General features: G+C 65.7%; 21 protein-coding genes. 8 read left to right on the top strand and 13 right to left on the bottom strand.

Annotated features, from left to right (window positions below; translation table 11 throughout):
- Positions 1 to 66: 66 nt before the first annotated feature.
- Both CIT40_RS14250 and CIT40_RS14245 read right to left on the bottom strand, forming a co-directional pair.
- Positions 67 to 753, bottom strand: coding sequence for an RlmE family RNA methyltransferase (locus tag CIT40_RS14250; RefSeq protein WP_094896573.1), 687 nt, complete (start codon positions 751 to 753; stop codon positions 67 to 69).
- 1 nt (position 754) lies between these two features.
- Positions 755 to 1840 carry a Ppx/GppA phosphatase family protein gene (locus CIT40_RS14245; protein ID WP_094896572.1) on the bottom strand — a complete coding sequence of 362 codons (1086 nt, stop codon included), beginning with the start codon at positions 1838 to 1840 and terminating at the stop codon, positions 755 to 757.
- 209 nt (positions 1841 to 2049) lie between these two features.
- On the opposite strand from CIT40_RS14245, the gene CIT40_RS14240 reads away from it, so the two are divergent.
- A complete protein-coding gene (locus CIT40_RS14240; RefSeq protein ID WP_094896767.1) occupies positions 2050 to 4422 on the top strand; it encodes a xanthine dehydrogenase family protein molybdopterin-binding subunit in 2373 nt (790 codons plus the stop codon).
- Positions 4423 to 4558: 136 nt separating this feature from the next.
- On the opposite strand, the gene CIT40_RS14235 is transcribed toward CIT40_RS14240, so the two are convergent.
- Complete coding sequence (locus CIT40_RS14235; RefSeq protein ID WP_094896571.1) at positions 4559 to 5359, bottom strand: hypothetical protein; 801 nt, start codon at positions 5357 to 5359, stop codon at positions 4559 to 4561.
- 104 nt (positions 5360 to 5463) lie between these two features.
- Between CIT40_RS14235 and CIT40_RS14230 the strand changes: the two genes are divergently transcribed.
- The 3 genes from CIT40_RS14230 (at position 5464) to CIT40_RS14220 (ending at position 8915) form a co-directional block, all read left to right on the top strand.
- Positions 5464 to 5955, top strand: a complete 492-nt coding sequence (locus CIT40_RS14230; protein ID WP_094896570.1) for a YaiI/YqxD family protein — start codon at positions 5464 to 5466, stop codon at positions 5953 to 5955.
- 2 nt (positions 5956 to 5957) lie between these two features.
- Positions 5958 to 7769, top strand: a complete 1812-nt coding sequence (locus CIT40_RS14225) for an ABC-F family ATP-binding cassette domain-containing protein (RefSeq protein ID WP_094896569.1) — start codon at positions 5958 to 5960, stop codon at positions 7767 to 7769.
- 66 nt (positions 7770 to 7835) lie between these two features.
- Positions 7836 to 8915, top strand: a complete 1080-nt coding sequence (locus CIT40_RS14220; RefSeq protein ID WP_094896568.1) for a D-TA family PLP-dependent enzyme — start codon at positions 7836 to 7838, stop codon at positions 8913 to 8915.
- Positions 8916 to 9088: 173 nt separating this feature from the next.
- Here CIT40_RS14220 and CIT40_RS14215 read toward each other — a convergent pair whose 3' ends face one another.
- The 8 genes from CIT40_RS14215 to CIT40_RS14180 all read right to left on the bottom strand — a co-directional run bounded on the left by CIT40_RS14215 (position 9089) and on the right by CIT40_RS14180 (position 18513).
- Positions 9089 to 10267, bottom strand: a complete 1179-nt coding sequence (locus CIT40_RS14215) for a BaiN/RdsA family NAD(P)/FAD-dependent oxidoreductase (protein ID WP_244611968.1) — start codon at positions 10265 to 10267, stop codon at positions 9089 to 9091.
- Between the two features lie 38 nt (positions 10268 to 10305).
- A complete protein-coding gene (locus tag CIT40_RS14210; RefSeq protein WP_094896567.1) occupies positions 10306 to 11223 on the bottom strand; it encodes an SDR family NAD(P)-dependent oxidoreductase in 918 nt (305 codons plus the stop codon).
- A 236-nt stretch (positions 11224 to 11459) separates the two neighbouring features.
- Positions 11460 to 11936, bottom strand: coding sequence for a MaoC family dehydratase (locus tag CIT40_RS14205; protein WP_094896566.1), 477 nt, complete (start codon positions 11934 to 11936; stop codon positions 11460 to 11462).
- A complete protein-coding gene (locus CIT40_RS14200) occupies positions 11937 to 13652 on the bottom strand; it encodes an AMP-binding protein (RefSeq protein ID WP_094896565.1) in 1716 nt (571 codons plus the stop codon).
- Positions 13653 to 13762: 110 nt separating this feature from the next.
- Positions 13763 to 14659 carry a 3-hydroxyisobutyrate dehydrogenase gene (gene mmsB, locus CIT40_RS14195; RefSeq protein ID WP_094896564.1) on the bottom strand — a complete coding sequence of 299 codons (897 nt, stop codon included), beginning with the start codon at positions 14657 to 14659 and terminating at the stop codon, positions 13763 to 13765.
- Positions 14660 to 14685: 26 nt separating this feature from the next.
- Positions 14686 to 15753, bottom strand: coding sequence for an enoyl-CoA hydratase/isomerase family protein (locus tag CIT40_RS14190; protein WP_094896563.1), 1068 nt, complete (start codon positions 15751 to 15753; stop codon positions 14686 to 14688).
- Positions 15750 to 16895 (bottom strand): isobutyryl-CoA dehydrogenase, encoded by a 1146-nt coding sequence (locus tag CIT40_RS14185; RefSeq protein WP_094896562.1) that lies wholly within the window; start codon positions 16893 to 16895, stop codon positions 15750 to 15752. Before CIT40_RS14185 ends, CIT40_RS14190 begins: the two co-directional genes overlap by 4 nt.
- Positions 16896 to 17016: 121 nt before the next feature.
- Positions 17017 to 18513, bottom strand: coding sequence for a CoA-acylating methylmalonate-semialdehyde dehydrogenase (locus CIT40_RS14180; RefSeq protein WP_094896561.1), 1497 nt, complete (start codon positions 18511 to 18513; stop codon positions 17017 to 17019).
- Positions 18514 to 18614: 101 nt separating this feature from the next.
- Between CIT40_RS14180 and CIT40_RS14175 the strand changes: the two genes are divergently transcribed.
- On the top strand, positions 18615 to 19523 hold the full coding sequence (locus CIT40_RS14175) for a LysR family transcriptional regulator (RefSeq protein ID WP_094896560.1): 909 nt from the start codon (positions 18615 to 18617) through the stop codon (positions 19521 to 19523).
- 146 nt (positions 19524 to 19669) lie between these two features.
- Here CIT40_RS14175 and CIT40_RS14170 read toward each other — a convergent pair whose 3' ends face one another.
- Complete coding sequence (locus CIT40_RS14170) at positions 19670 to 20287, bottom strand: TetR/AcrR family transcriptional regulator (RefSeq protein WP_094896559.1); 618 nt, start codon at positions 20285 to 20287, stop codon at positions 19670 to 19672.
- 64 nt (positions 20288 to 20351) lie between these two features.
- Complete coding sequence (locus CIT40_RS14165; RefSeq protein WP_094896558.1) at positions 20352 to 20885, bottom strand: PaaI family thioesterase; 534 nt, start codon at positions 20883 to 20885, stop codon at positions 20352 to 20354.
- A 154-nt stretch (positions 20886 to 21039) separates the two neighbouring features.
- Between CIT40_RS14165 and CIT40_RS14160 the strand changes: the two genes are divergently transcribed.
- From CIT40_RS14160 to CIT40_RS14150, 3 genes are all read left to right on the top strand, one after another.
- Complete coding sequence (locus CIT40_RS14160; protein ID WP_094896557.1) at positions 21040 to 21810, top strand: enoyl-CoA hydratase; 771 nt, start codon at positions 21040 to 21042, stop codon at positions 21808 to 21810.
- A 130-nt stretch (positions 21811 to 21940) separates the two neighbouring features.
- The gene (locus CIT40_RS14155; RefSeq protein WP_094896556.1) at positions 21941 to 23137 is read left to right on the top strand and encodes an acetyl-CoA C-acyltransferase; all 1197 of its coding nucleotides are present in this window, start codon (positions 21941 to 21943) and stop codon (positions 23135 to 23137) included.
- 111 nt (positions 23138 to 23248) lie between these two features.
- The gene (locus CIT40_RS14150) at positions 23249 to 24544 is read left to right on the top strand and encodes an MFS transporter (protein ID WP_094896555.1); all 1296 of its coding nucleotides are present in this window, start codon (positions 23249 to 23251) and stop codon (positions 24542 to 24544) included.
- Positions 24545 to 24791: the final 247 nt, after the last annotated feature.

The raw sequence follows: 24791 nt of genomic DNA, 5'->3' as shown, positions 1-24791 counted from the left end.
AATGCATCTGCAGAGGCGGTCCGGATTGCTTCGTCGCTTCGCTCCTCGCAATGACGGAGTCTGCGGCTAAGTCTTCGCCTCGCCCCGAAACCCCGTCGCCAGCACGTAGCGCTCCGAAGAGTCGGCCCGGCTCGCGGCGGGCTTGACGTGGCGCACCGTCGCAAAGTCGCGCTTGAGCTGGGCGAGCAGGTCGGCGTCGGCGCCGCTCTGGAACGTCTTGGCCAGGAACGCGCCGCCGGGCTTGAGCACGTCGCAGGCAAAGGCAGCCGCGGTCTCGATCAGGCCGACGATGCGGAGCTGGTCGGTCTTGCGGTGACCGGTGGTGTTGGCGGCCATGTCGGACATCACGAAGTCGGCGCCGCCGCCGAGCATGGCCTTGAGCTTTTCCGGGACATCGTTGTCCATGAAGTCGAGCTGGGCGAAATCGACACCCGCAATCTCGGGCATCTCCAGCAGATCGATCGCAACGACCTTGCCCTTGCCGTCGACCGAGCCGACGCGCTTGGCGGCGATCTGGCTCCAGCCGCCCGGCGCGGCGCCTAGATCGACCACCGCCATGCCGTGCTTCAGCAAGCGATATTTGTCGTCGATCTCGAGCAGCTTGAAGGCGGCGCGCGAGCGATAGCCCAGCGCCTTCGCCTTCACCACATAGGGGTCGTTGAGCTGCCGCTCCAGCCACAGCTTCGACGACAATTTGCGCTTGCCGCCGGTCTTGACCTGGACGTGCAAGCGGCCGGTGGTGTCCTTGGCCATCTCACCAGCTCCTGAGGGCGCCGTCCTCGCGCATCATCTCGACCAGCATGCCCTCGCGCAGGCCGCGGTCGGCGACGCGCAGGCGCGGCAGCGGGAAGGACCGCCTGATGGCATCGAGAATGGCGCAGCCGGCGAGCACGAGATCGGCGCGCTCGACGCTGATGCAGCTGTTGTTGGCGCGTTCCTCGTAGCTCATGCCGAGCAACTTGCTGATGGTCGCGGTGATGTCGGAATCGTTCATCCAGATGCTGTCGATGCGGCGGCGGTCGTAGCGCGCGAGGTTGAGGTGGATGCCGGCAAGCGTCGTCACCGTGCCCGAGGTGCCGAGCAGGTGCATGTCGGCGAGATCGCCGCCGTGCACTTCGGCGAACGGCGCGACGTGGTTGGCAACCTCCTGCTCCATCGCGGCGTAGATCTCCGACGTCACGTCGCGGCCGCCGAACTGCTCGGCGAGCGTGACCACACCGTAAGGGATCGACATCCAGGCCTTGATGCGCGGCTCGGGATTTTGCGGATCGCGCTCGATCCGCACCAGTTCGGTCGAACCGCCGCCGATGTCGAACAGGATCGCGCCACGTCCCCTGGGATCGACCAGCGGCGAGCAACCGAGCACGGCGAGTGCGGCCTCGGTCTCCCGATCGATCACCTCCAGCTCGATACCGGTTTCGGCCGCGACGCGGTTCCGGAACCCCTCCGCGTTCGAGGCCGCACGGCAGGCTTCGGTCGCGATCAGACGCAACCGGCGCGCTTTGCGCAAATTGATCTTGTCACGGCAGATGCTGAGCGCGGCGATGGCGCGCTCGATCGCGGCCTCGCTGATGCACCCGGTCGACGAGACCCCCTCCCCGAGCCGGATGATGCGCGAGAAGGAATCGACCACGCGAAAGCCGTCCTGGGTCGGACAAGCGATCAAGAGCCTGCAATTGTTGGTGCCGAGGTCCAGCGCCGCGTAGACACCGGTTCCCGGCGCCTGCGCGCCGACGGCCGGTCCGGTGGCCAACGCCACCGCCGCCATCGACCCCTCCAGCTCACCGTGCGGCCCAAGGTGCGTCCCATGGCCGTCGCGGAGCCGCGTGTGGTCATTCATACAAACTGTCTTTCCGCGGCCGGTCGGGCCGGTCTGGAATTGATTTTTCGCCTGAAACCTTAGCAGCGCGGCGGGCATGCGCAACAACCCATCACATGGGACCATGCCCATTCGTGCGTTGTCGTGAACGGGGCGGTGGGTTATTTGAGGAGAGCCCGGTGCCCCGCTGCCGCGAAATTGCGCAAATGCCGGCTTTTCAGGTCAATTCCATGCAAGATCACACCTCATCGTCCACGCTCGAAAACGCTATTGCACTGCAAAAATACGGCGTCGGGCAGCCCGTCCGCCGTAAGGAGGACGACACCCTGGTGCGCGGCAAGGGCCGCTATACCGACGATTTCAACCTGCCCGGCCAGGCCTATGCAGTGGTCGTTCGTTCCACCCATGCCCATGGAGCCATCCGCAGCATCGGCATCGACGCAGCCAAGGCCATGCCTGGCGTGCTGGGGGTCTGGACCGGCAGGGATCTCGACGCCGCCGGCTACGGTCCCTTCACCTGCGGCCTGCCGCTCAAGAGCCGCGACGGCTCGCCTTTGCTCCAGACCAACCGCCAGCCGCTCGCGACCGACAAGGTCCGCTTCGTCGGCGATCCCGTCGCCTTCGTGGTCGCCGAGACGCTGGCGCAGGCGCGCGATGCCGCCGAGGCGGTCGAGCTCGACATCGAGCCGCTGCCGGCGGTGACCGATCCCGAGGAAGCCGCCAAACCCGGCGCGCCGCAGCTCTACGACCACATCCCCGGGAATGTCGTGCTCGACTACCATTATGGCGACATGGACAAGGTCAACGCGGCCTTCGCCAGCGCTGCCCATGTCACCAAGGTCGACATCGAGAACACCCGTGTCGCCGTGGTCTCGATGGAGCCGCGCGTTGGCCTTGCCTCCTACGACAGGAAGACCGAGCGCTACACGTTGCAGGTACCGACGCAGGGCGTCGCCGGCAACCGCGCCAACCTCGCCAAGAACCTGAAAGTGCCGAACGAGAAGGTGCGCATCCTCACCGCCAATGTCGGCGGCTCCTTCGGCATGAAGAACATCAACTATCCCGAGTACATGTGCATCCTGTACGCGGCGAAGGAATTGGGCAAGCCGGTGAAGTGGCTCGACGAGCGCTCGACCGCGTTCCTCTCCGACAGCCACGGCCGCGCGCAGAAGATCCATGCCGAGCTCGCGCTCGATGCCGAGGGGATTTTCCTCGCGGCCAAGCTTGAAGGCTTCGGCAATCTCGGCGCCTACATCACCGGCGTCGCGCCGGGGCCGCTCTCGCTCAACACCGGCAAGAACTTTTCCAGCGTCTACCGCACCCCGCTGATGGCCGTCGACATCAAGGTGGTCTTGACCAACACCACGCTGATGGGCGCCTATCGCGGCGCCGGCCGGCCCGAGGCGAACTACTACATGGAGCGGCTGATCGACCGCGCCGCCGACGAGATGGGCATCAACCGGCTGACCTTGCGCAAGCGCAACTTCATCAAGCCGAGCCAGATCCCGTTCGCGGCCTCCTCAGGCATCACCTACGACAGCGGCGACTTCCAGGCCGTGTTCAACAAGGCGCTCGAAATCTCCGACCACGAGAATTTCGCCAAGCGCAAGAAAGAGAGCAAGAAGGCCGGCAAGCTGCGCGGCATCGCCGTCGGCTCCTATCTCGAGGTCACCGCGCCGCCGAGCCCGGAGCTCGGCAAGATCGTGTTCGATGCTGACGGCACCGTGCAGCTCATCACCGGCACGCTCGATTACGGCCAGGGCCATGCCACGCCGTTCGCACAGGTGCTGAGCGCGCAGCTCGGCGTCCCCTTCGAGAGTGTCAAGCTCGTGCAGGGCGACAGCGACATCGTCCACACCGGCAACGGTACCGGTGGCTCGCGCTCGATCACCGCGACCGGCCAGGCCATCGTGGGCGCTGCCAAGCTCGTCATCGAAAAGGGCAAGCGGGCAGCTGCGCATATGCTCGAAGCCTCCGAAGCCGACATCGAATTCGAAGGCGGCAGCTTCACCATCGCCGGCACCGACCGCAGCATCGACATCATGGAGCTCGCCAAGCGCTTGCATGACGGCAAGACGCCGGATGGCGTGCCCGACAGCCTCGACGTCGACCACACCAGCGAACCGGTCGCCTCGGCGTTTCCGAACGGCTGCCACGTCGCCGAGGTCGAGATCGATCCGGAGACCGGTGTGGTGCAGATCGTGCGCTACAGCGCGGTCAACGATTTCGGCACGGTGGTCAACCCGATGCTGGTCGCAGGCCAGCTCCATGGCGGCGTCGTCCAGGGCATCGGCCAGGCGCTGATGGAGCACATCCGCTACGACGAGAGCGGCCAGCCGATCACGGGCTCGCTGATGGACTACGCCCTGCCGCGCGCCGAGGACGTGCCCAACATGACAGTCGGCGACCACCCGGTGCCCGCCACCACCAACCCGCTCGGCAGCAAGGGCTGCGGCGAAGCCGGCTGCGCCGGCAGCCTGTCGACGGTGGTGAACGCGGTGCTCGACGCTTTGTCCGAGTACGGCATCAAGCACATCGACATGCCGCTGACCTCGGAGCGGGTGTGGCGCGCGATCCAGGACGCGAAGGCGAAGGCGGCGTAAGGGACTTTCTTTCTCTGCCGTCATGGCCGGGCCTGTCCCGGCCATCCACGCCTTACCTCGATACACGAAGAACGTGGATGCCCGGGACAAGCCCGGGCATGACGACGTGGTGGCGTGACGATGTGCCTACTTCCGCCTACGCCGCCGCTTGCTCGCGCGGCTGGGTGATCGCAATGTGCTGGCAGTGCGCGAGCGGCGTCGTGCCGTTGGCGACGACGAGCGCGTCGAGCTCGACGAAGCGGTGGCCCTTCTTCTCGTAGTTCGCGGTGACCTGCGCCCGCGCGGTAATCTCGTCGCCGGCGCGCGCCGCCGACAGCAGCTGCATGCGGCTGCCTACATGGATCCATGGACCCAGAATCGTGTTGTCCACCAGCACGCGGTTCATCACCCGCTGGATCAGGCCGGGATGGCCGAGCCCTTCGCGCGCGAAGATCGGATCGGTTTCCCTGATGTCAGCGAGGTAGTCAGCCGCATCCTGCCCGGCCCAGCGCCGGGGCGTGGTGCCCAGCCATTTGCCGGTCTCGAACGTCGCGGGACTGACCGGCTTACGTTCAGCCACCACGGGCACCGCGACATAGTCGTTCAGTGACACCACAGGCGCCGCCGCCGGCAGCGAGGCCGTCCCCGTGGCGCAAAGCTCGGTGCGGCTGAACACTTCGATGGTCAGCAAGCCGTCGTGCTCGGTCGCGTCGACATCGGCGGTTTCGCCGTCATAGACCGGTTTGATGAAGCGCGCCTCGATCAGCCCGCGCTCAAGGAAATCTCGGCCCCACCGCGCCACCGGCACGTGCATCATGTAGGCGAAGACATCGACGCCGGGGACCAGCCCGCCGGAAAAGCCGAACCGGCGCGCGACGGTGTCGTCATGCATCTTGTTTTCGGATTGCTTGGCGGTGTTGTAGGCCTCGACGCGCCAGGTTTCGAGCCGGTTCGGCATGGGGTCATCTTCCCTGTTCTTGTTGTTTCGGGACGATCGTAAGCCCCGGGGAACACCGGTCAATCCCCTCGCCTTTGCGGCCCGAATGGGGTACCACGCGGCGAATGACTGACACTCCCACCCGCATCTATGTCGACGCCGACGCCTGCCCGGTCAAGGACGAGATTTATCGCGTCGCGCTCCGGCACGGCGTGCCCGTCAGCGTGGTCGCCGGCAATTTCATCCGCGTGCCACAGGACCCGCTGATCGAGCGTATCGCGGCCGGCGCCGGCATGGACGCCGCCGACGACTGGATCGTCGAGCGCGTCAAGCCTGGCGACGTCGTCGTGACATCGGACATTCCGCTCGCGAGCCGCTGCGTGAAGGCCGGCGCCGACGTGATCGCGCCGAACGGCAAGCCGTTCACCGAGGAATCGATCGGTATGACGCTGGCGGTGCGCAATCTGATGACAGACCTGCGCTCGGCCGGCGAGGTCACCGGCGGCCCGCGCTCGTTCTCCCCGCGCGACCGCTCCGCCTTCCTCTCGGCGCTCGACCAGACGCTGCGCCGGATCCAGCGCCGCCGTGCCGATCAGGCCGCAACACATCAAGGCTGATCATGGCGCCCCCGCTGATCCAACTGAAAGACATCAGGCTGACCTTCGGCGGCACGCCGCTTTTGAGCGGTGTCGAGCTGAACGTCGCGCCCAGCGAGCGCGTCTGTTTGATCGGGCGCAACGGTTCCGGCAAATCGACCCTGCTGAAGATCGCGGCCGGTCTCGTCGAGCCCGACGGCGGCACACGCTTCGTCCAACCGGGCGCCACCGTGCGCTATCTTCCGCAGGAACCTGACTTCGGTGAGCACAAGACCACGCTGGCCTATGTCGAGTCCGGGCTCGCGCCCGGCGACGACCAGCACCAGGCACGCTATCTGCTGGAGCAACTCGGGCTGACCGGCGAAGAGAATCCGCATAATCTCTCCGGCGGCGAGGCGCGCCGCGCGGCGCTGGCTTTTGTGCTCGCGCCATCGCCCGACATCCTGCTGCTGGACGAGCCGACCAACCACCTCGATCTCGCCACCATCGAGTGGCTGGAGCAGGAGCTGGACTCCAGGCGCAGCGCGCTGGTGATCATCAGCCACGACCGCCGTTTCCTGACCAATCTGTCGCGATCCACGGCCTGGCTCGACCGCGGCAAGATCAAGCAGATCGACCGCGGCTTCGCCTCGTTCGAGAGCTGGCGCGACGAGGTGCTGGCGGAAGAAGAGCGCGACCAGCACAAGCTCGACCGCAAGATCGTCGACGAGGAGCACTGGCTGCGCCATGGCGTCTCCGGCCGGCGCAAGCGTAACGTCAAGCGTCTCGGCAATCTGCATGCGCTGCGCGACCAGCGGCGCAATTATCGCGGCACGACCGGCAGCGCCAGTCTTGCAGCCAGCGAAGCGGAGCAATCCGGCAAGCTGGTGATCGAGGCAAAGGGCGTCACCAAGGCCTACGGCGACCGCATGATCGTCGACAATTTCTCCACCCGCATCCAGCGCGGCGACCGGCTCGGCATCATCGGCCCGAACGGCGCCGGCAAGACCACGCTGGTCAATTTGCTCACCGGTGGCATGCAACCGGATTCCGGGACGATACGTCTCGGCGCCAATCTGGAGGTCGCAACCCTCGATCAGCACCGCGAAAGCCTCGATCCGAAATCGACGCTGGCGGAAGCGCTGACCGGTGGCCGCGGCGACCAGATCATGGTCGGCGGCAAGCCGAAACACGTCGTCGGCTACATGAAGGACTTCCTGTTCGCGCAAGAGCAGCGCGGCACGCCGGTGGAGGTGCTCTCGGGCGGCGAGCGTGGCCGGCTGATGCTGGCGCGTGCGCTGGCGAAGCCGTCGAACCTGCTGGTGCTGGACGAGCCGACCAACGACCTCGATCTCGAAACGCTCGACGTGCTCGAAGACATGCTCGGCGATTACGAGGGCACCGTCATCCTGATCAGCCATGACCGCGACTTCCTCGATCGCGTCGTCACCTCCGTGATCGCGCCGGAGGGCAACGGCAAATGGACCGAATATGCCGGCGGCTACAGCGACATGCTGACCCAGCGCGGTGCGGATTTGAAGCGGGAAACGGCCAAAGCAGCGCCGGCTGCCGAGAAGAAAGAGGGACGCTCCGCTGCCCCCGCCTCCGCACCGAAGCGCAAGCTGAGCTTCAACGACAAGCATGCGCTGGAGACGCTGCCGAAGAAGATGGAAGCGTTGCAGGCCGATATAGCAAAACTGCAGCGCGTGCTCGACGATCCCAATCTCTACACCAAGGATCGCAAGAAATTCGACGATACCTCCGCCGCCATCGCCAAGGCGCATGACGAACTATCCGCTGCTGAAGAGCGCTGGCTTGAGCTTGAAATGCTTCGTGAAGAGATTGAACAGGCCTAGCACGCATTCCGCAAAAGTGGGCACCGGTTTTGCGATCAGAATGCGCGCCAACTCAAGAGACGTCCCATGACAACGACCCTCGCCGCCAAGATCGCCCGCGAATACGGCACGCCCTGCGCCGTCATCGACATGGACAGGGTCGAGCGCAACATCGCGCGGATCCAGAAGGCCTGCGATGACGCCGGCATCGCCAACCGTCCCCACATCAAGACGCACAAGAACCCGACGCTCGCGAAGATCCAGGTCGCGGCCGGCGCCAAGGGCATCACCTGCCAGAAGATCGGCGAGGCCGAGATCATGGCCAATGCCGGCATCGACGACATCCTGATCAGCTACAACCTGCTCGGCGAAGAGAAGATGGCGCGGCTCGGCGCGCTGAATGCCAAAGCCAACATGACGGTCGCCGCCGACAATTCCACCGTCGTCGCCGGCCTGCCCAAGGCTGCTGCGGCGTCGGGCCGTCCGCTCTCCGTCGTGGTCGAATGCGACACCGGCCGCAAGCGCGCCGGCGTCGAAACGCCGGCAGAAGCCATCGCACTTGCGCGCGAGATCGCGGGGTCGAAGGGGCTCGAGTTCGCCGGCTTCATGATGTACCCGACGGAGACGGGCTGGGCCGATGCGCAGAAATTCCTCGACGAGGCACTGACTGGCGTGCGCGCGCACGGGCTGGACGCGAAGATCGTCTCGACCGGCGGCACGCCGAACCTCGTCAACATCGGGAAGCTCAAGGGCGGCACCGAGCACCGCTTCGGCACCTACATCTACAATGACCGTATGCAGGTCGCAGCGGGCTCGGCGACCTGGGACGACTGCGCGCTGCACATCTATTCGACCGTCGTGAGCCGCGCCGCACCCGAGCGCGGCATCCTCGACGCCGGCTCGAAGACGCTGACAACGGATACCGGCGGGCTCGATGGCCACGGCCTGATCCTCGAGCACCCCGAAGCCAAGATCGCGAAATTCGCCGAGGAGCACGGCTTCCTGGATCTCTCGCGCAGCAACACGCGCCCCAATATCGGCGACGTCGTCCGCATCGTGCCGAACCACGTCTGCGTCGTCGTCAACATGATGGACGAAGTGCTGATGGTCCGCGGCGAGGAGATCATCGGCACGCTGCCGGTGGCGGCGCGCGGGAAGTTGCGGTAGGGGGTCGGCGCCCGCGCATCCTTCGAGGCTCCCGATGCCATGCTTTGCATCGCGCCACTCGCACCTCAGGACGACGCTCTCTCTTGTCTGTGCTCGGGGAGGAGCGTCGCTCTCTCGCAGCCGTCCCCCTGAGGTGGCCGCTTCTTCAGCGGCCCTCGAAGGGCGGCGGCGCTCTACGAACGCTTCGACCAGTCGAGCACACCCCTGCCCGCCGCAGCGCCCGTCGCAAACGACGCCTGCAACAGGTAGCCGCCCGTCGGTGCCTCCCAGTCCAGCATCTCGCCGCCGGCGAACAGGCCGGGCAGCTTGTGCAGCATGAAGTGCTCGTCGAGTTCGTCGAAGGCAATTCCGCCCGCCGTCGAGATGGCGCGCTCGATCGCAGCAACGCCGGTGAGCTTGACCGGGATTGCGTTGATCAGATGCGCAAGCTCCGCCGGCGAGAACGCGGCCAGCGGCCGGCCGGACGCGAGCGCGGCCTCCTGCATCAGGCCGATGCCGACCGGCGACAATTGCGCCGCCTTGCGCAGGAAGTTCGCGAGCGATTGCTTGCCGCGCGTGCCTGACAGCCGGGTGATCAGCGTTGCAATATCGAGATCCGGCCGCAACGCAATCATCAGCGTGGCCTGCCCGAGACCCAGTACCGCCTCGCGCAGCTCCGCCGACAGCGCGTAGATCGCGCCGCCCTCGATGCCGCTCCGGGTGATCATGGCTTCGCCGCGCACCGTATGCGCACGAAGCGTCAGCGCCACGCCCTTGAGCGGCTGGCCCTCGAAACGATCGCGAAACACGTCGGACCACGCGACCGTGAAGCCGGAATTGGCCGGCCGAAGCTTTGAGATAGTCACCCCCTTCGCAGCGAGGAGTTCGACCCAGCCGCCATCCGATCCGAGCCGCGGCCAGCTTGCACCGCCAAGCGCCAGCACGGTCGCATTGGCACTAACGGGCGCCACGCCCTCAGACGTCCGGAACAGCAGCCGTCCCTCACCGTCCCAACCGGCCCAGCGATGGCGAAACGCAAACCGCACGCCGCTCGCATCGAGCCGCCGCAGCCAGGCGCGCAGCAAAGGCGAAGCCTTGAACGCTTTTGGAAACACCCGCCCGCTGCTGCCGACGAAGGTGGGCTCACCCAGGGCTTCGCTCCACGCCCGCAACGCGTCGGGCGAAAACGCCTCGATCGCCGCTTGCAGCTTGGGCGCCGCCTCGCGATAGCGCGCCATGAATTGGGCAAGCTGCTCGCTGTGGGTGAGATTGAGCCCGCCCCGGCCCGCCATCAGAAATTTGCGGCCCGCGGACGGCATCGCGTCATAGACGGTGACGCGGGAGCCGCCTTGCGCCAGCACCTCCGCCGCCATCAGCCCAGCGGGACCGGCCCCGATGACGGCGACGTCGGTCAGAGCTTGATCCCTGCCCGTGCCGCGGCCTGCGCCACGTATTTCTGTGTCTGCTCGAACGCGCCGGTCAGCGCCCTCGCCTTCGACATGTCGCTGATCTCGGCGAAATGCGCGGCGACCGCGTCCGGCGTCCATTCGGATTCCGGAAGGTTGATGCCTTCGCTCTCCAGTATCTTGATCACGGCGAAGGACCCGGCGCCGGCACCCATGATCGTGCGGGTCGGAGCGTCCTCGCTGAGCATGTACTCGACCGCGGGCGTGATCGCGTTCGGCTTCATCAGCTGCAGCGCCTGCGGCGGCAGCAGCTCCTCGGTCATGCGGGTCGCCGCCGTCGGCGAGATGATGTTGACGCGGATATCGTTCTTGCGGCCCTCTTCCGCGAGCACGTTCATCAGGCCGACCATGCCGGACTTCGCCGCGCCGTAATTGGCCTGGCCGAAATTGCCGTAGAGGCCGGAGGACGACGTCGTCAGCACGATGCGTCCGTAATTGCGGTCGCGCATGCCGGCCCAGGCCGCCTTGCAGCAATAGAAGGTGCCGACGAGATGCACGTCGAGCACCTTCTGGAAATCCGCCGCTTCCATCTTGCCGAACGACTTGTCGCGCAGGATGCCGGCATTGGCGCACATCAGATCGACGCTGCCCCACTCCTTCGTGGCGCGCTCGACCATGGCTGTGACCTGCTCGAAATTGGAGACGTCCGCGCCGTCGGCCATCGCGGTACCGCCCGCTTTGCGGATTTCCTCGACCACGGCCTCGGCCGGCGACAGCGATCCGCCGCTGCCGTCGCGCGCGCCGCCGAAATCGTTGACCACGACCTTCGCGCCGCGGCTGGCCAGCCCCAGCGCATGTGCCTTACCGAGACCATTGCCCGCGCCGGTGACGATAGCGACGCGTCCGTCGAACCTGATTGCCATTGTGCAACTTCCTGCCTCTTCTTCCTTCTCCCCCTGTGGGAGAAGGTGGCGCGAAGCGCCGGATGAGGGGTCTCTCGCAACAGATGCGCTCGCGGAGAGAGACCCCTCACCCGGCTTCGCGTTCCGCGAAGCCACCCTCTCCCACAAGGGGAGAGGGTGAGAGCCCTCCGCGCAGATTTGGTCAGCTTTTGAGCAGCGATGGGTTGCCGGGTCAAGCCCGGCAACGACGCCCCAGGTCAGGCGAAATAGATCAGACCCAACCAGTCCGCGACCAGCGCCGGCTTGTCCTCGCCCTCGATCTCCACCGTGACGTTGGTGCGGGACTGCAACTCGTTCGGCTTGCGCAGCTTGGCTTCGGCCAGCACGAAACGGCCGCGGATACGCTTGCCCGAGCGGACCGGCGAGATGAAGCGCAGCTTGTCGAAGCCGTAATTGACGCCCATCGTGGTGCCCGCAATCGCCGGCATCACTTCGTAGGACATCACCGACAGCATCGACATCGTCAGGAAGCCGTGCGCGATGGTGGTGCCGAACGCAGTCTCCTTCGCCCTCTCGGGATCGACGTGGATAAACTGGTGATCATCGGTCACGTCGGCATAGGTGTCGATGCGGGGCTGATCGATCAGGTGCCACGACGACACGCCGATCTCCCTGCCGACCATGGCCTGATAGGCCTGAAGCGTGATCGGCGGCTTCTTCCAGATTTCGTTCACTTAGGTCTCACTCCGTGTTTTCGGCAATTCGGGAAAATCCTCTTCCCGGAATTCGCGGCCGCGCTGGGGATCCTCGCGGTCGCCGTCGCGCTCGAGCCGCCGCAGCTGAACACGCCGGATCTTTCCCGAGATCGTCTTCGGCAGCTCGGTGACGATCTCGAGGCGGCGGATGCGCTTGAATGGCGCAAGGCGCGTATGCAGATGCTGGAAGATCGACAGCGCGGTCTCCGGCGTCCGCTCGGCGCCCGAGGTCAACAGCACGAACGCCTTGGGGATCGCGAGCCGGATCGGATCCGGGCTCGGCACCACCGCGGCTTCCGCAACCAGCTCGTGCTCGAGCAAAACGCTTTCCAGCTCGAACGGGCTGATGCGGTAATCCGACGACTTGAATACGTCGTCGGAGCGGCCGACAAAGGTGAGATAGCCCTCGTCGTCCTCGAACACGACATCGCCGCTGCGATAGAGCTCGCCCTCGGCGCCGGAGAGCTTGCCGTCGTCGCCCTGATAGCCCTGCATCAGACCGGCGGGACGGCTCGCTCCAAGCACCAGTGCGACCTCGCCTTCCTTCGCTCTGTTGCCGTCGGCGTCGCTGATCTGCACGCGATAGCCCGGCAGCGGCCGGCCCATCGAACCGATCTTGATCTTCTGGCCCGGCGAATTGCCGGCCAGCGCCGTGGTTTCGGTTTGGCCATAGCCGTCACGGATGGTGAGGCCCCAGGCCGCCCGTACCTGGTCGATCACTTCAGGATTCAGCGGCTCGCCGGCGCCGCAGACCTCGCGCAAAGCAACCTTGAAGGACGCAAGGTTCTCCTGGATGAACAGCCGCCACACTGTCGGCGGCGCGCACAGCGTAGTGACGCCGCAGCGACCGATGGTGGCGAGCAGCCCCTTGGCATCGAAGCGCGGCTGGTTGACCACAAACACGGTGGCGCCCGCATTCCACGGTGCGAAAAAACAGCTCCAGGCGTGCTTGGCCCAGCCGGGCGAGGAGATGTTGAGATGGACGTCGCCGGGCTTCAGCCCGATCCAGTACATGGTCGAGAGATGGCCGACCGGATAACTGCGCTGGCTGTGCCGGACGAGTTTTGGCTTTGCCGTCGTCCCCGAGGTGAAATAGAGCAGCATCGGATCGTCGGCATTGGTCGGGCCGTCGGCGGTAAAACTCTCGTAGGCCTTTGCGGCATCATCGTAGGAGAGCCATCCGTCGTGGGCCGCGCCGACCACGATGCGGACGATATTCTCCGCACCGAGGCTTGCGAACTTCGCGACCTGGTCCTCGGCCGCCACCACCGCCTTCGCCTTGCCGCGGTCGAGCCGGTCGCGCAGCTCATCGGCGGTGAGCAGCGTGGTCGCGGGGATCACGACGACGCCAAGCTTCATCGCCGCCAGCATCGTCTCCCACAGCGGAACCACATTGCCGAGCAGCAACAGGAGATGATCGCCGCGCTTCAGACCCTGCGCGCGAAGGAAATTCGCGACCTGATTCGAGCGCTTCGAGAGCACCGCAAAGGACAGTTTCGTCTGGCGATCCTGCGCGGCGTCGACGATCCAGAGCGCCGGCCGGTCCTTGGCTTCGGCGTCCTTCGCCAGCTCGTCGAACCAGTCGAGCGCCCAGTTGAAGGGAACCGGATCAGGCCAGCGGAATCCTTTAACCGCCGCTTCGTAATCCGTCCGGTGTTGCAGAAGGAACGCGCGCGCTTCCTGAAATGTCGTCATCCGGCTTTACCACGTTCACTGTCGTCATCCTGAGGAGCCGCGAAGCGGCGTCTCGAAGGATCGCCACAGATACCGTCTTTTCATCCTTCGAGGCTCGCTCCGCTCGCACCTCAGGATGACGGCGATCGAGCAAGCCCCCTAACGTGCTTGATAATTCCGGAAAAATCCACCCCGCCCTGGCCTGCTGCGTCGAAAGACTGATAGATCTCCTGCGCATGCTTGCCGAGCGGGGTGGCCGCGCCCGCGGCCTTCGCAGCGTCCTGCGCCAGCGTCAGATCCTTCACCATCAGCGCGGAAGCAAAACCCGGCTTGTAGTCGTTGTTGGCGGGGGACGTCGGCACCGGGCCCGGCACCGGGCAATAGGTCGTCAGCGACCAGCACTGGCCCGACGAGGTCGAGGCGACGTCGAACAGCGCCTGGTGCGAGAGCCCGAGCTTTTCAGCCAGTGCAAACGCCTCGCTCACCGCGATCATGGAGATGCCGAGGATCATGTTGTTGCAGATCTTGGCCGCCTGCCCTGCACCGGCACCGCCGCAATGCACGATCTTCTTGCCCATGTTCTCCAGCACCGGCTTGGCCGCCGCGAATGCGTTCTCCTCGCCGCCGCACATGAAGGTGAGCGTCGCGCCCTTGGCGCCGCCGGTGCCGCCGGAGACCGGCGCATCCACCGACAGCACGCCGTGCTTGGCGGCGAGCGCATGCGCGGCCCTCGCGCTCTCGACGTCGATGGTGGAGCTGTCGATGACCAGCGCGCCCTTGGTCATGGCGGGAAGGATTTCGTTCCAGACGCCGAGCACATGCTTGCCAGCCGGCAGCATGGTGACGACGACATCGGCGCCCTTCACCGCGCCGGCGGCGCTGTCGGCGATGCCCGCGCCATCGGCCTTGGCCTGATTGCGGGAGGCTTCGACGAGATCGAACGCCACCACCTTGTGGCCGGCCTTGACCAGGTTGGCGGCCATCGGGCCGCCCATGTTGCCGAGACCGATGAATGCGATCGTGGCCATTGTCGTTTCCTCCGCTTCAATCGTTGTTAGTTGAATTTCAGCTCGTCGGCACCGATCTCGGCGAGATACGGCGCAAGCATCTCTGGCGTCACATCTTCGATCCGCGGCGGCGACCAGACCGGGTTGCGATCCTTGTCGATCACGGCCGCGCGCACGCCCTCGCGGAAATCGTCGCTGCGGAACACTTCGAGTGCGGCGCGATATTCGCGGACCAGGCATTCCTCCAGGCTTGACGCCTCTCGCGCGAGCCGCAGCAGCTTCAGCGTCACCACCATGCCGCGCGGCGATTTTTCGCTCAGCGTCTTCAGGGTCGCCAGCGCGAACTCCGAGCCGTCGCGTTTCAGTGCGGCAAAGATGTCTTCCATGCGGTCGAAGCCAAACAACGCGTCGATAGCAGGCTCCTTCGCGGCCACCGGCCCGGCGGTCTCGCCGGTCGCAAAGCCGTTGATGAGCTTGCCGACCTCGGCCGCAGTTGCGCCTGGACGTACCCTGGTCAGCGCCTCGCGAAGCTCCGGCCATTTGGCCACCTGCACCACGGAGTCGGCGAACTTCGCATGGATGGCGTCGGGCCCGTTCATGGTCTGGCCGGTCAGGCCGAAGTAAGTGCCGACCTCGCCGGGCGAACGCGACAGCAGATAGGTTCCCCCGACATCCGGAAAGAAGCCGAGCCCGACCTCGGGCATCGCGAGCCGGGTGCGATCGGTGACGATGCGGTGGCTGGCATGGGCTGAGAGCCCGACACCGCCGCCCATCACGATACCGTCCATGAACGCGATATACGGCTTCGGGAATTTCTTGATCCGGGCGTTGAGGATGTATTCCTCGCGCCAAAGGATCTTGCCGAGATCGCCTTTGGCCTTCGAGCTCTCCCAGAGCGTACGGATGTCACCGCCGGCACACAGGCCGCGCTCGCCGGCACCTTCCAGCACGATCAATGCGACGGCGGGATCGGCCTCGAAGCGGTCGAGCGCCTTGTCGATGTCGCGAAACATCTCCAGCGTCACGGCGTTGATAGCCTTCGGACGGTTGAGCCTGATGACGCCAGCCGCGCCCTCGACGCGGGCGACCAGATCGCCCTCTTCCACCGAACTCATCGCGCGCCCTCGATCAGCTTGCGCGCCACGATGAGCCGCATGATTTCATTGGTGCCTTCGAGGATCTGGTGCACGCGCAGATCGCGCACGATCTTCTCGATGCCGTATTCGCTGAGGTAACCGTAGCCGCCGTGGAGCTGCAGCGCCTGGTTGGCGACCTCGAAACCGACATCGGTGCCGAAGCGTTTGGCCATCGCGCACAGCATGGTGGCATCGGGGTCTTTCCGGTCCAGCGCCGCAGCCGCCCGCCACAGGAACGTGCGCGCGGCCTCGAGCTCGATCGCCATGTCGGCGAGGCGGAACTGCAACGCCTGGAATTCGTCGAGGCGCTTTCCGAAAGCCTTGCGCTCCTTCATGTAGGCGCGCGCCTTGTCGAGCGCGGTCTGCGCACCACCCAGCGAGCAAGCGGTGATGTTGAGGCGGCCGCCGTCGAGACCGGCCATCGCGATCTTGAAGCCGATGCCTTCCTCGCCGAGGCGATTGGCTACCGGTACGCGCGCGTTCTCGAACATCACGGCGCGGGTCGGCTGCGCGTTCCAGCCCATCTTGCGCTCGTTGGCGCCATAGTTGACGCCCGGAGTCTTGCCGTCGATGACGAGGGTGGAGATACCGCCAGGGCCATCGCCGCCGGTGCGCACCATTGCGACCAGCAGATCAGTGCCGCCGGCGCCCGAGATGAACTGCTTCTGGCCGTTGAGGACGTAAGTGTCGCCGTCGCGCACCGCGCGGGTGCGCAGCGCAGCCGCGTCCGAGCCGGCGCCCGGCTCGGTCAGGCAATAGCTCGCGATCAGCTCCATGGTGCAGAGCTTCGGCAGCCATGTCTGGCGCTGGGCGTCGCTGCCATAGGCATCGATCATCCAGCTCGCCATGTTGTGAATGGAAATGAAGGCCGAGGTGGTCGGGCACCCCGTCGCCAGCGCCTCGAAGATCAGCGCCGCATCAAACCGCGTCATCGCGGATCCGCCCACATCGTCGCGGATGTAGATGCCGCCCATGCCGAGCGTCGCCGCCTCGCGCATCACGTCGACGGGGAAATGCTTCTCCTCGTCCCAGCGCAACGCGTGCGGCGCGATCTTTTCCGCCGCAAACGCCAGCGCCATGTCGCGAACTGCGATCTGATCCTCGTTCAGAGCGAATTGCATAGGTGCCTGCTCTTTGTTCTCGTCATTGCGAGGAGCGAAGCGACGAAGCAATCCAGAGTCTTTGCGCGTTGGCAGTCTGGATTGCTTCGCTGCGCTCGCAATGACGGGCTGGGCTACGGCCCTACTTCATCAGCGGGATCGAGAACTCCGCGCCTTCCTTGACGCCGGACGGCCAGCGCGAGGTCACCGTCTTGGTCTTGGTGTAGAAGCGGACCGAATCCGGGCCGTGCTGATTGAGATCGCCGAAGCCCGACTTCTTCCAGCCGCCGAAGGTGTAATAGGCGATCGGCACCGGGATCGGCACGTTGATGCCGACCATGCCGACGTTGACCTTGGCCGCGAAGTCGCGCGCGGCGTCGCCGTCGCGGGTGAAGATGGCGACGCCGTTGCCGTAGTCGTGCTCGGACGGCAGTGCCAGCGCTTCCTTGTAGTCGTGCGCGCGCACCACCGAGAGCACCGGACCGAAGATCTCTTCCTTGTAGATCCGCATGTCCTTGGTGACGTTGTCGAACAGCGAACCGCCGAGATAGAAGCCGTTCTCGTAGCCCTGCATCTTGAAGCCGCGACCGTCGACGGCGAGCGTAGCGCCTTCCTTGATGCCGATGTCGATGTAGCCCTTGACCTTCTCGACCGCCTCGCGCGTCACCAGCGGACCGTAATCGGCGGACGGATCGATCGAGGTGCCGATCTTGAGCGACTCGACGCGCGGGATCAGCTTTTCCATGAGACGGTCGGCGGTGGACTTGCCGACCGGGACCGCGACGGAGACGGCCATGCAGCGCTCGCCGGCCGAGCCGTAGCCTGCGCCGATCAGCGCGTCCACGGCCTGGTCCATGTCGGCATCGGGCATGATGATGGCGTGGTTCTTGGCACCGCCAAAACACTGGCAGCGCTTGCCGGTCTGGGCGGCCCGCTCATAGATGTACTGCGCGATCGGCGTGGAGCCGACGAAGCCGACGGCCTTGATGTCGGGGTCGTCGAGGATCGCGTCGACGGCTTCCTTGTCGCCGTTGACGACGTTGAGGATGCCGGCCGGCAGGCCCGCCTCGATCATCAGCTCGGCGAGCATCATCGGCACGCCTGGATCGCGCTCGGACGGCTTGAGGATGAAGGCGTTGCCGCAGGCGATGGCGGGCGCGAACTTCCACATCGGGATCATCGCCGGGAAGTTGAACGGCGTGATGCCGGCGACGACGCCGAGCGCCTGGCGCATCGAATAGATGTCGATGCCGGGGCCGGCGCCTTCAGTATATTCGCCCTTCATCAGATGCGGAATGCCGCAGGCGAACTCGGCGACCTCGAGGCCGCGCTGGATGTCGCCCTTGGCGTCGGGCACGGTCTTGCCATGCTCGCGCGCGAGCAGTTCGGCGAGCTTGTCGTAGTCGCGCTGCACCAGCTCGACGAATTTCATCATGACGCGGGCGCGGCGCTGCGGATTGGTCGCGGCCCACTCGGGCTGCGCGGCGCGCGCGTTCTCGACAGCGGCGCGGACCTCGGCCTTGGACGCCAGCGCCACCTTGGCCTGCACGTCACCGGTCATCGGCTCGAAAACGTCGGCGGTACGGCCAGAGGTGCCCTTGACTTCCTTGCCACCGATGAAATGTCCGACTGAACGCATGAATGATCTCCTTGAGGCCGAGCTTGAACGCTTTGACAAATCCTATCGACCTGCATTTTATAGGATTCAAGTCTGAGATAATGCACCATAGATGTGCGAAAATGCTGGATCAAGGTAGCATCGACTGGGACGACTTTCGCTTTGTGCTGGCCATCGTCCGGGGCGGCTCGGTTTCGGCTGCGGCAAAACAGCTCGGCGTGGACCACGCCACGGTGATCCGCCGCGTCGACCGGCTGGAGAAGCACCTTTCGGCCAAGCTGTTCGACCGGCGCAAGACCGGCTACCTCCTCACCGAGGCCGGCCAGCGCGTCGCCGACAGCGCGGAAGCGATGGAATCGACCATCGTCGCCAACCAGGAACAGGTCGGCGGCTCGGTGGCGCGGCTGACCGGCACGGTGCGGATCGGCGCGCCTGACGGGTTCGGCACCGCCTTCCTGGCGCCGCGGCTGGCCCCCTTCGCCGACCGGTATCCCGATCTCGATCTGCAACTTGTGGCAACCGCGCGGCTGTTCAGTCTCTCCAAGCGCGAGGCCGATATCGCCATCAGCCTGACGATGCCGAAGGAAGGCCGCATCGTCGGTCGCAAGCTGCTCGACTACCGCCTAGGCCTCTATGCCGCCCCCATTTACCTGGACCGCTTCCCGAAAATCGCCTCGCGGCAGGACCTGCCGCAGCACCGCTTCGTCGGCTACATCGAGGAACTCCTGTTCACGCCGGAGCTCGATTATCTGCCGCAGGTGTCGCCGCGGATCTCCGCGCGCTTCCGCAGCGCCAATCTGATCGCGCAGCTCAACGCCACGCTGTCGGGCTTCGGCATCGCGGTGCTGCCCCATTTCATGGCGAGCGATTATCCGCAACTCGTTCCGGTGCTGCCCGAGGAGATCTCGATCACGCGGACATTCTGGATGCTGATGCACGCCGACAGCAAGGATCTGGCGCGGATACGCGCGGTAGCGGATTACATCGGCGAGATCGTCGAGCGCGAACGGGCGTTGTTTGCGGGGCGGTAAACGGCGCTCCTGTGGCGTGAGCAAAGCGACTTGTCCGTCGTAGCTCAAAGAGCGAAGGCGGAAGCGTGCCCACGCATTTTTCGCGACCGAGGAGAGATCGTGGGCACGGCGCTGACGCGCCTTTGCCCACCCCTACGGCATCTCGCCTAGGTCTTCGTCTTCTTCACTGCCGCCGCCTTCGGCTCGCGCTTCGAAGACTCCAGCGCACTGTCCCGGCCCACCTTCAACACCTCGTCCGAGAGCTCGCTCGACCCGGCGATGCGCGCCAGCAGCATGGTGCCGGCCATCGTCGCCAACGTCGCAACCGCCTGCTTGCGCGCGGACTTGCGCGGCACGTTCGGGATGTTGTCCGCCAGCTGCTCGATCATCTCGTCGAGCTTGCCGGCAAATGCCTTTCGCGCCTTCGGGCTTTCGCGGGCGATCTCGGCACCGAGCGCGGGAATCGAGCAGCCATGGCCGGGATTGTCGCGATGCAGTGTCGACAGGTAGGCGTCAGCGATCATCGCCAGCCGCTTGTCCGGCGAGACCTCGTCGGTGAGCTTGCGCCAGTGCTCCATCGAGCGGTCCATCGCATAACCGAACGCCTCGATCACCAGCGCCTCGCGGGAATCGAAATGCGCGTAGAAGCCGCCATGGGTCAGCCCGGCCTCCTTCATGAGGTCGGCGACGCCGATACCATGGGCCCCCTTCTCGCGCAGCCGCACGGAGGCCTTCTTCACGATGCGATCGTGGGTTTCCTGCTTGTGTTCCCGGGAGTAGCGCATGCAGCTCTCATTGGATGTCGTGGGTCATCTCATAACACGCAAATGACGAAATCGGTGCATTAATTCAAGTTAAGTTGCTTCCGATCATGGAAAACGTTGCAGTTGCATGCACCGCAAGGCCTCCCTTGCCGTCCCGGACGAAGCCTTCGGTATAGCTGGTCTGCCGTCCGAGCTTGATCACCTTGCCTTCGGCCGAAATCACGCCTGAGCGAACCGAGAGCGGACGCAGGAAGGTCATCTTCAGGTCGAGCGTCACAGAGCTCTGCCCCGCTTCCAACCGGGTCGAGATCGCGCATCCCATCGCGGTGTCGATCAGTGCCGCCGCCGTCGCCCCGTGCAGGAGGCCGATGGTATTTTCGAGATCCTCGCGCGGCTCCAGCTCCATGACGATCCGGCCCGGCTCGACGACGGCCATGGTGAAGCCGATCAGTTTCGCAAAAGGCGGCGGCGGCAGCCGGCCGTCGCGAATGCCCAGCATCGCGTCCATGCCCGACAGAACCATCGCCACTTTCGCGACCGGCGCCGGCACCTGCCAGTCCACCACGCGCTCACGCCGCTGTGCGGGCGCAAACAGATCGAGTTGATCGGGTTCAGTCATGGGACCTCTTTTATATGATGTTCATCATACTATGCCACGGACTTCGCACTTGCAACTCGCACCCCCACCCGCTTGACAACAAGGCCGTTTCGGCCCGGAAGTGGCACCGACCCGCGCGCCTCGCGCCGGTCCACGAAACCTTCGAGATGCCAAGATGGAAATGCTCAACCCCCACTGCGGCGTGACGCGCGACGCGCGCGGTGTCGTTCATCTCGCGATCTGCAACGCGGGCCCGCTCAACATTCTCGGCTCGCCGGTGACCGACGCGGTGCGCGAAGGCCTGCAGCAACTTGCATCCGACCGCAGCATCCGCGTCGTTGTGCTACGCGGCCAAAGCGAGAAGAGCATGATCGGCGGCGCCGACATCAAGGAGATGGCCAGGCTCGACCAGCGATCCGCCGAAGTCTTCATCAGCCGCCTGCGCGATCTCTGCGAAGCCGTGCGCCAGTTCCCGGCCCCCATGATCGCGCGCATGCCGGGCTGGTGCCTCGGCGGCGGGCTCGAAGTGGCCGCGGCTTGCGATTTTCGCGTCGCCGCGCATGACGCGCATTTCGGCATGCCGGAGGTGCGCGTCGGCATCCCCTCGGTTATCCACGCCGCGCTGCTACCGCGCCTGATCGGCTGGGCCCGCGCGCGCTGGTTGGTGATGACCGCCGAGAACATCGACGCGCCGACGGCGCTGGCCTGGGGACTGGTGGACAAGGTCGCCCCCGCGGGCGAGCTCGATGCCGCGGTCGAGCACCTTATCAGCGCGCTGCTGGAATGCGGCCCCGAAGCCTTGCGCTCGCAGAAGGCGCTGCTGCGGCAGTGGGAGGAACTGCCGCTGACGGAGTCGGTGAATCTGAGCGTGAAAGTGTTCGGCGAGTCGTTCCTGACGGACGAGCCGACGCGGCTGATGGGCGCGTTCGTGAACCGGAAGCGGTAGGCGCCTCCTCCAATCGAACGAGCAATTGTCATCCCACCCACGACAATTTCTCATCCCAGCCGCGGTTGCATTTTTTGCGCCGCATCATATGATGACCATAATCCTATCCGTCATCGCCAGGAAACCCGTCATGGCCGAAGCCGCCGATCCCGTCGTCATCGTCTCCGCCGCCCGCACCCCGCTCGGCCGCTTCATGGGCGAGTTGTCGCCGCTCCCCGCGCACAAGCTCGGATCGCACGTGATCGGCGCTGCGCTGGAGCGCGCGAGGCTGGCGCCGGAGAAGGTCGACGAGGTCTTCATGGGCTGCGTGCTGCCGGCAGGACAAGGCCAGGCGCCGGCGCGGCAGGCGGCGCGCGCAGCGGGTCTGCCCGACGCCACCGGCGCGACAACCGTCAACAAGGTCTGTGGCTCCGGGATGAAGGCGACCATGCTGGCGCACGACATCATCCGAGCCGGCTCGGCCGACATCGTCGTGTCCGGCGGCATGGAGAGCATGAGCAACGCGCCCTACCTGCTGGCCAAGGCACGCGGCGGCTATCGCGTCGGTCACGACCGCATCATCGACCACATGATGATGGACGGCCTCGAGGACGCTTACGAGACCGGCCGTTCCATGGGCGATTTCGGCGAGGCCACCGCGGAGAGTTACCAGTTCACCCGCAAGGACCAGGACGCCTACGCCATGGAGACGCTGAGCCGCGCGCGCAAGGCGGTCGAGGGCGGCGCGTTCAAGGCCGAGATTGCGCCGATCACGCTCGCGGAAAAGGCAGGTCCTCGCATCGTCGCCAATGACGAGCATCCGCTGAAGGTCGATCCGGCCAAGATCCCCGGCCTCAAGCCGGCATTCCGCGCCAACGGCACCATCACGCCGGCCGCCTCTTCCGCCAATGCCGACGGCGCGGCCGCGCTGGTGCTGACGAAGCGCTCGCTCGCCGATCGGGACGGCCTGCCCGTTCTCGCCGAGATCAAGGGTCACGCCACTCACAGCCAGGAGCCGCAATGGTTCACCACGGCGCCGATCCCGGCGATCCGCAAGCTGCGCGACAAGGTCGGCTGGACCGCCTCCGACGTCGACCTGTTCGAGATCAACGAGGCGTTTGCCGTGGTCGCAATGGCGGCGCAGCGTGACCTCGGCATTCCCCGTGACAAGCTAAACATCAATGGCGGCGCTTGCGCGCTCGGCCATCCCATCGGCGCCACCGGCGCGCGGCTGATCGTGACGCTGCTGCATGCGCTCGAGGCGAACAACCTCAAACGCGGCATTGCCGCGCTCTGCATCGGCGGCGGCGAAGCCACGGCGATCGCGGTGGAGCGGCTGGTGCGCTGAACGCCTTGTCCGTAATAGAGGGAAGTCTGTCATTTCAGACTTTCCTTGGTCGTGCCAGACTGCAACGATGACGTGGGACCCTCGGGGCCCGCCAACCCACATTGAGGCCCAATGATCTCGAACTGGCTCGCGGCAGCTTTGTCCCGCCGCAATATCCACTATGGCTGGGTGATGGTCGGCGTCACCTTCCTCACCGCGCTGATCAGCGCGGGCACGGTCGGCGCGCCCGGCGTGTTCATCATTCCCCTGCAGAAGGAGTTCGGCTGGAGCACGGCGGAGATCTCTTCGGCGCTGTCGATCCGCTTCATCCTGTTCGGCCTGATGGCGCCGTTCGCGGCCGCCCTGCTCAACCGCTACGGCCTGCGCAACGTCACGTTACTGGCCCAGCTTATCGTCGTCTCGGCGTTGCTCGCCTCGCTCGGCATGACTCAGGTCTGGCAACTCGTCGCACTCTGGGGCGTCGTGATCGGCATCGGCACCGGCATGACCGCGCTGGTGCTGGGCGCCACGATTGCCACGCGCTGGTTCGCCGCGCGGCGCGGTCTCGTCGTCGGCATTTTGACCGCGAGCGTCGCCACCGGCCAGCTCGTGTTCCTGCCGCTGCTCGCGAGCCTCACCGAGCGCTACGGCTGGCGGCTGGCGCTCGGCTTCGTCTGCATCGCGCTTGGCGTTTCGGCACTGGGCGTCCTCCTCGTCATGCGCGACCGTCCGAGCGATGTCGGCCTGCGCCCGTTCGGCGACGAGGGCACCGAGCCCCTGCCCGCTCCGCCCGTGAGCCACGGCTCGATCACCGGTGTGGCGCTCGGAACGCTGCGCGATGCGTCGAAGTCGCGCGCGTTCTGGATCCTGTTCGCGACCTTCTTCGTCTGCGGCGCTTCCACCAACGGTCTCGTCCAGGTGCACCTGATTCCGATGTGCCTCGATTTCGGTATCCCGCAGGTGCAGGCCGCCAGCCTGCTCGCGGCGATGGGCATCTTCGACTTCTTCGGCACCATCATGTCGGGCTGGCTGTCGGACCGTTACGACAACCGCTATCTGCTGTTCTGGTACTACGGCCTGCGCGGGCTCTCGCTGATCTTCCTGCCCTTCAGCGATTTCTCATTTTATGGCCTCTCGATCTTCGCGATGTTCTACGGGCTCGACTGGATCGCGACGGTGCCGCCGACGGTGCGGCTCACCGCGCAAAAGTTCGGGCCCGAACGCGCCAATCTGGTGTTCGGCTGGATCTTTGCCGGCCATCAGCTCGGCGCCGGCACCGCGGCGTTCGGCGCCGGTCTCTCGCGCACGCTTCTCCAGAGCTACCTGCCCGCGTTCTTCATCGCCGGTGCGCTCTGCGTGTTCGCCGCGCTGATCGTGCTGGCGCTCGCGCGGCAACCGAAGCTACAGCCAGCGGCGGCCTCGACCTAGTAAGCTTTGCGAGAGAGCCGCTTCCGCCGGGATGCGGACACACGCCCGCATTCTCGCGGCTCATTTCGCCCGAGCTTTGCTCTCGTCGTTGCGCCCCACGTTCAGAAAGGGCACAGGGAAGGCCGGGCGCCGGCTGGCACCCGCAGTCCCGTGTGCGAACGAAGACGCGCACGGGGTGGACCACAGGTGTTGCCGGTCGCCCGGCCTTCCCTGCGCGGATGGTTTTACGGCTTATGTCGCGCTCTCC

Origin of the sequence: Bradyrhizobium amphicarpaeae (assembly GCF_002266435.3) — a bacterium.
GTDB classification, from domain to species: domain Bacteria; phylum Pseudomonadota; class Alphaproteobacteria; order Rhizobiales; family Xanthobacteraceae; genus Bradyrhizobium; species Bradyrhizobium amphicarpaeae.
Note: the sequence above shows the minus strand (reverse complement) of the source record. Positions and strands in the feature narration are given on the sequence as shown.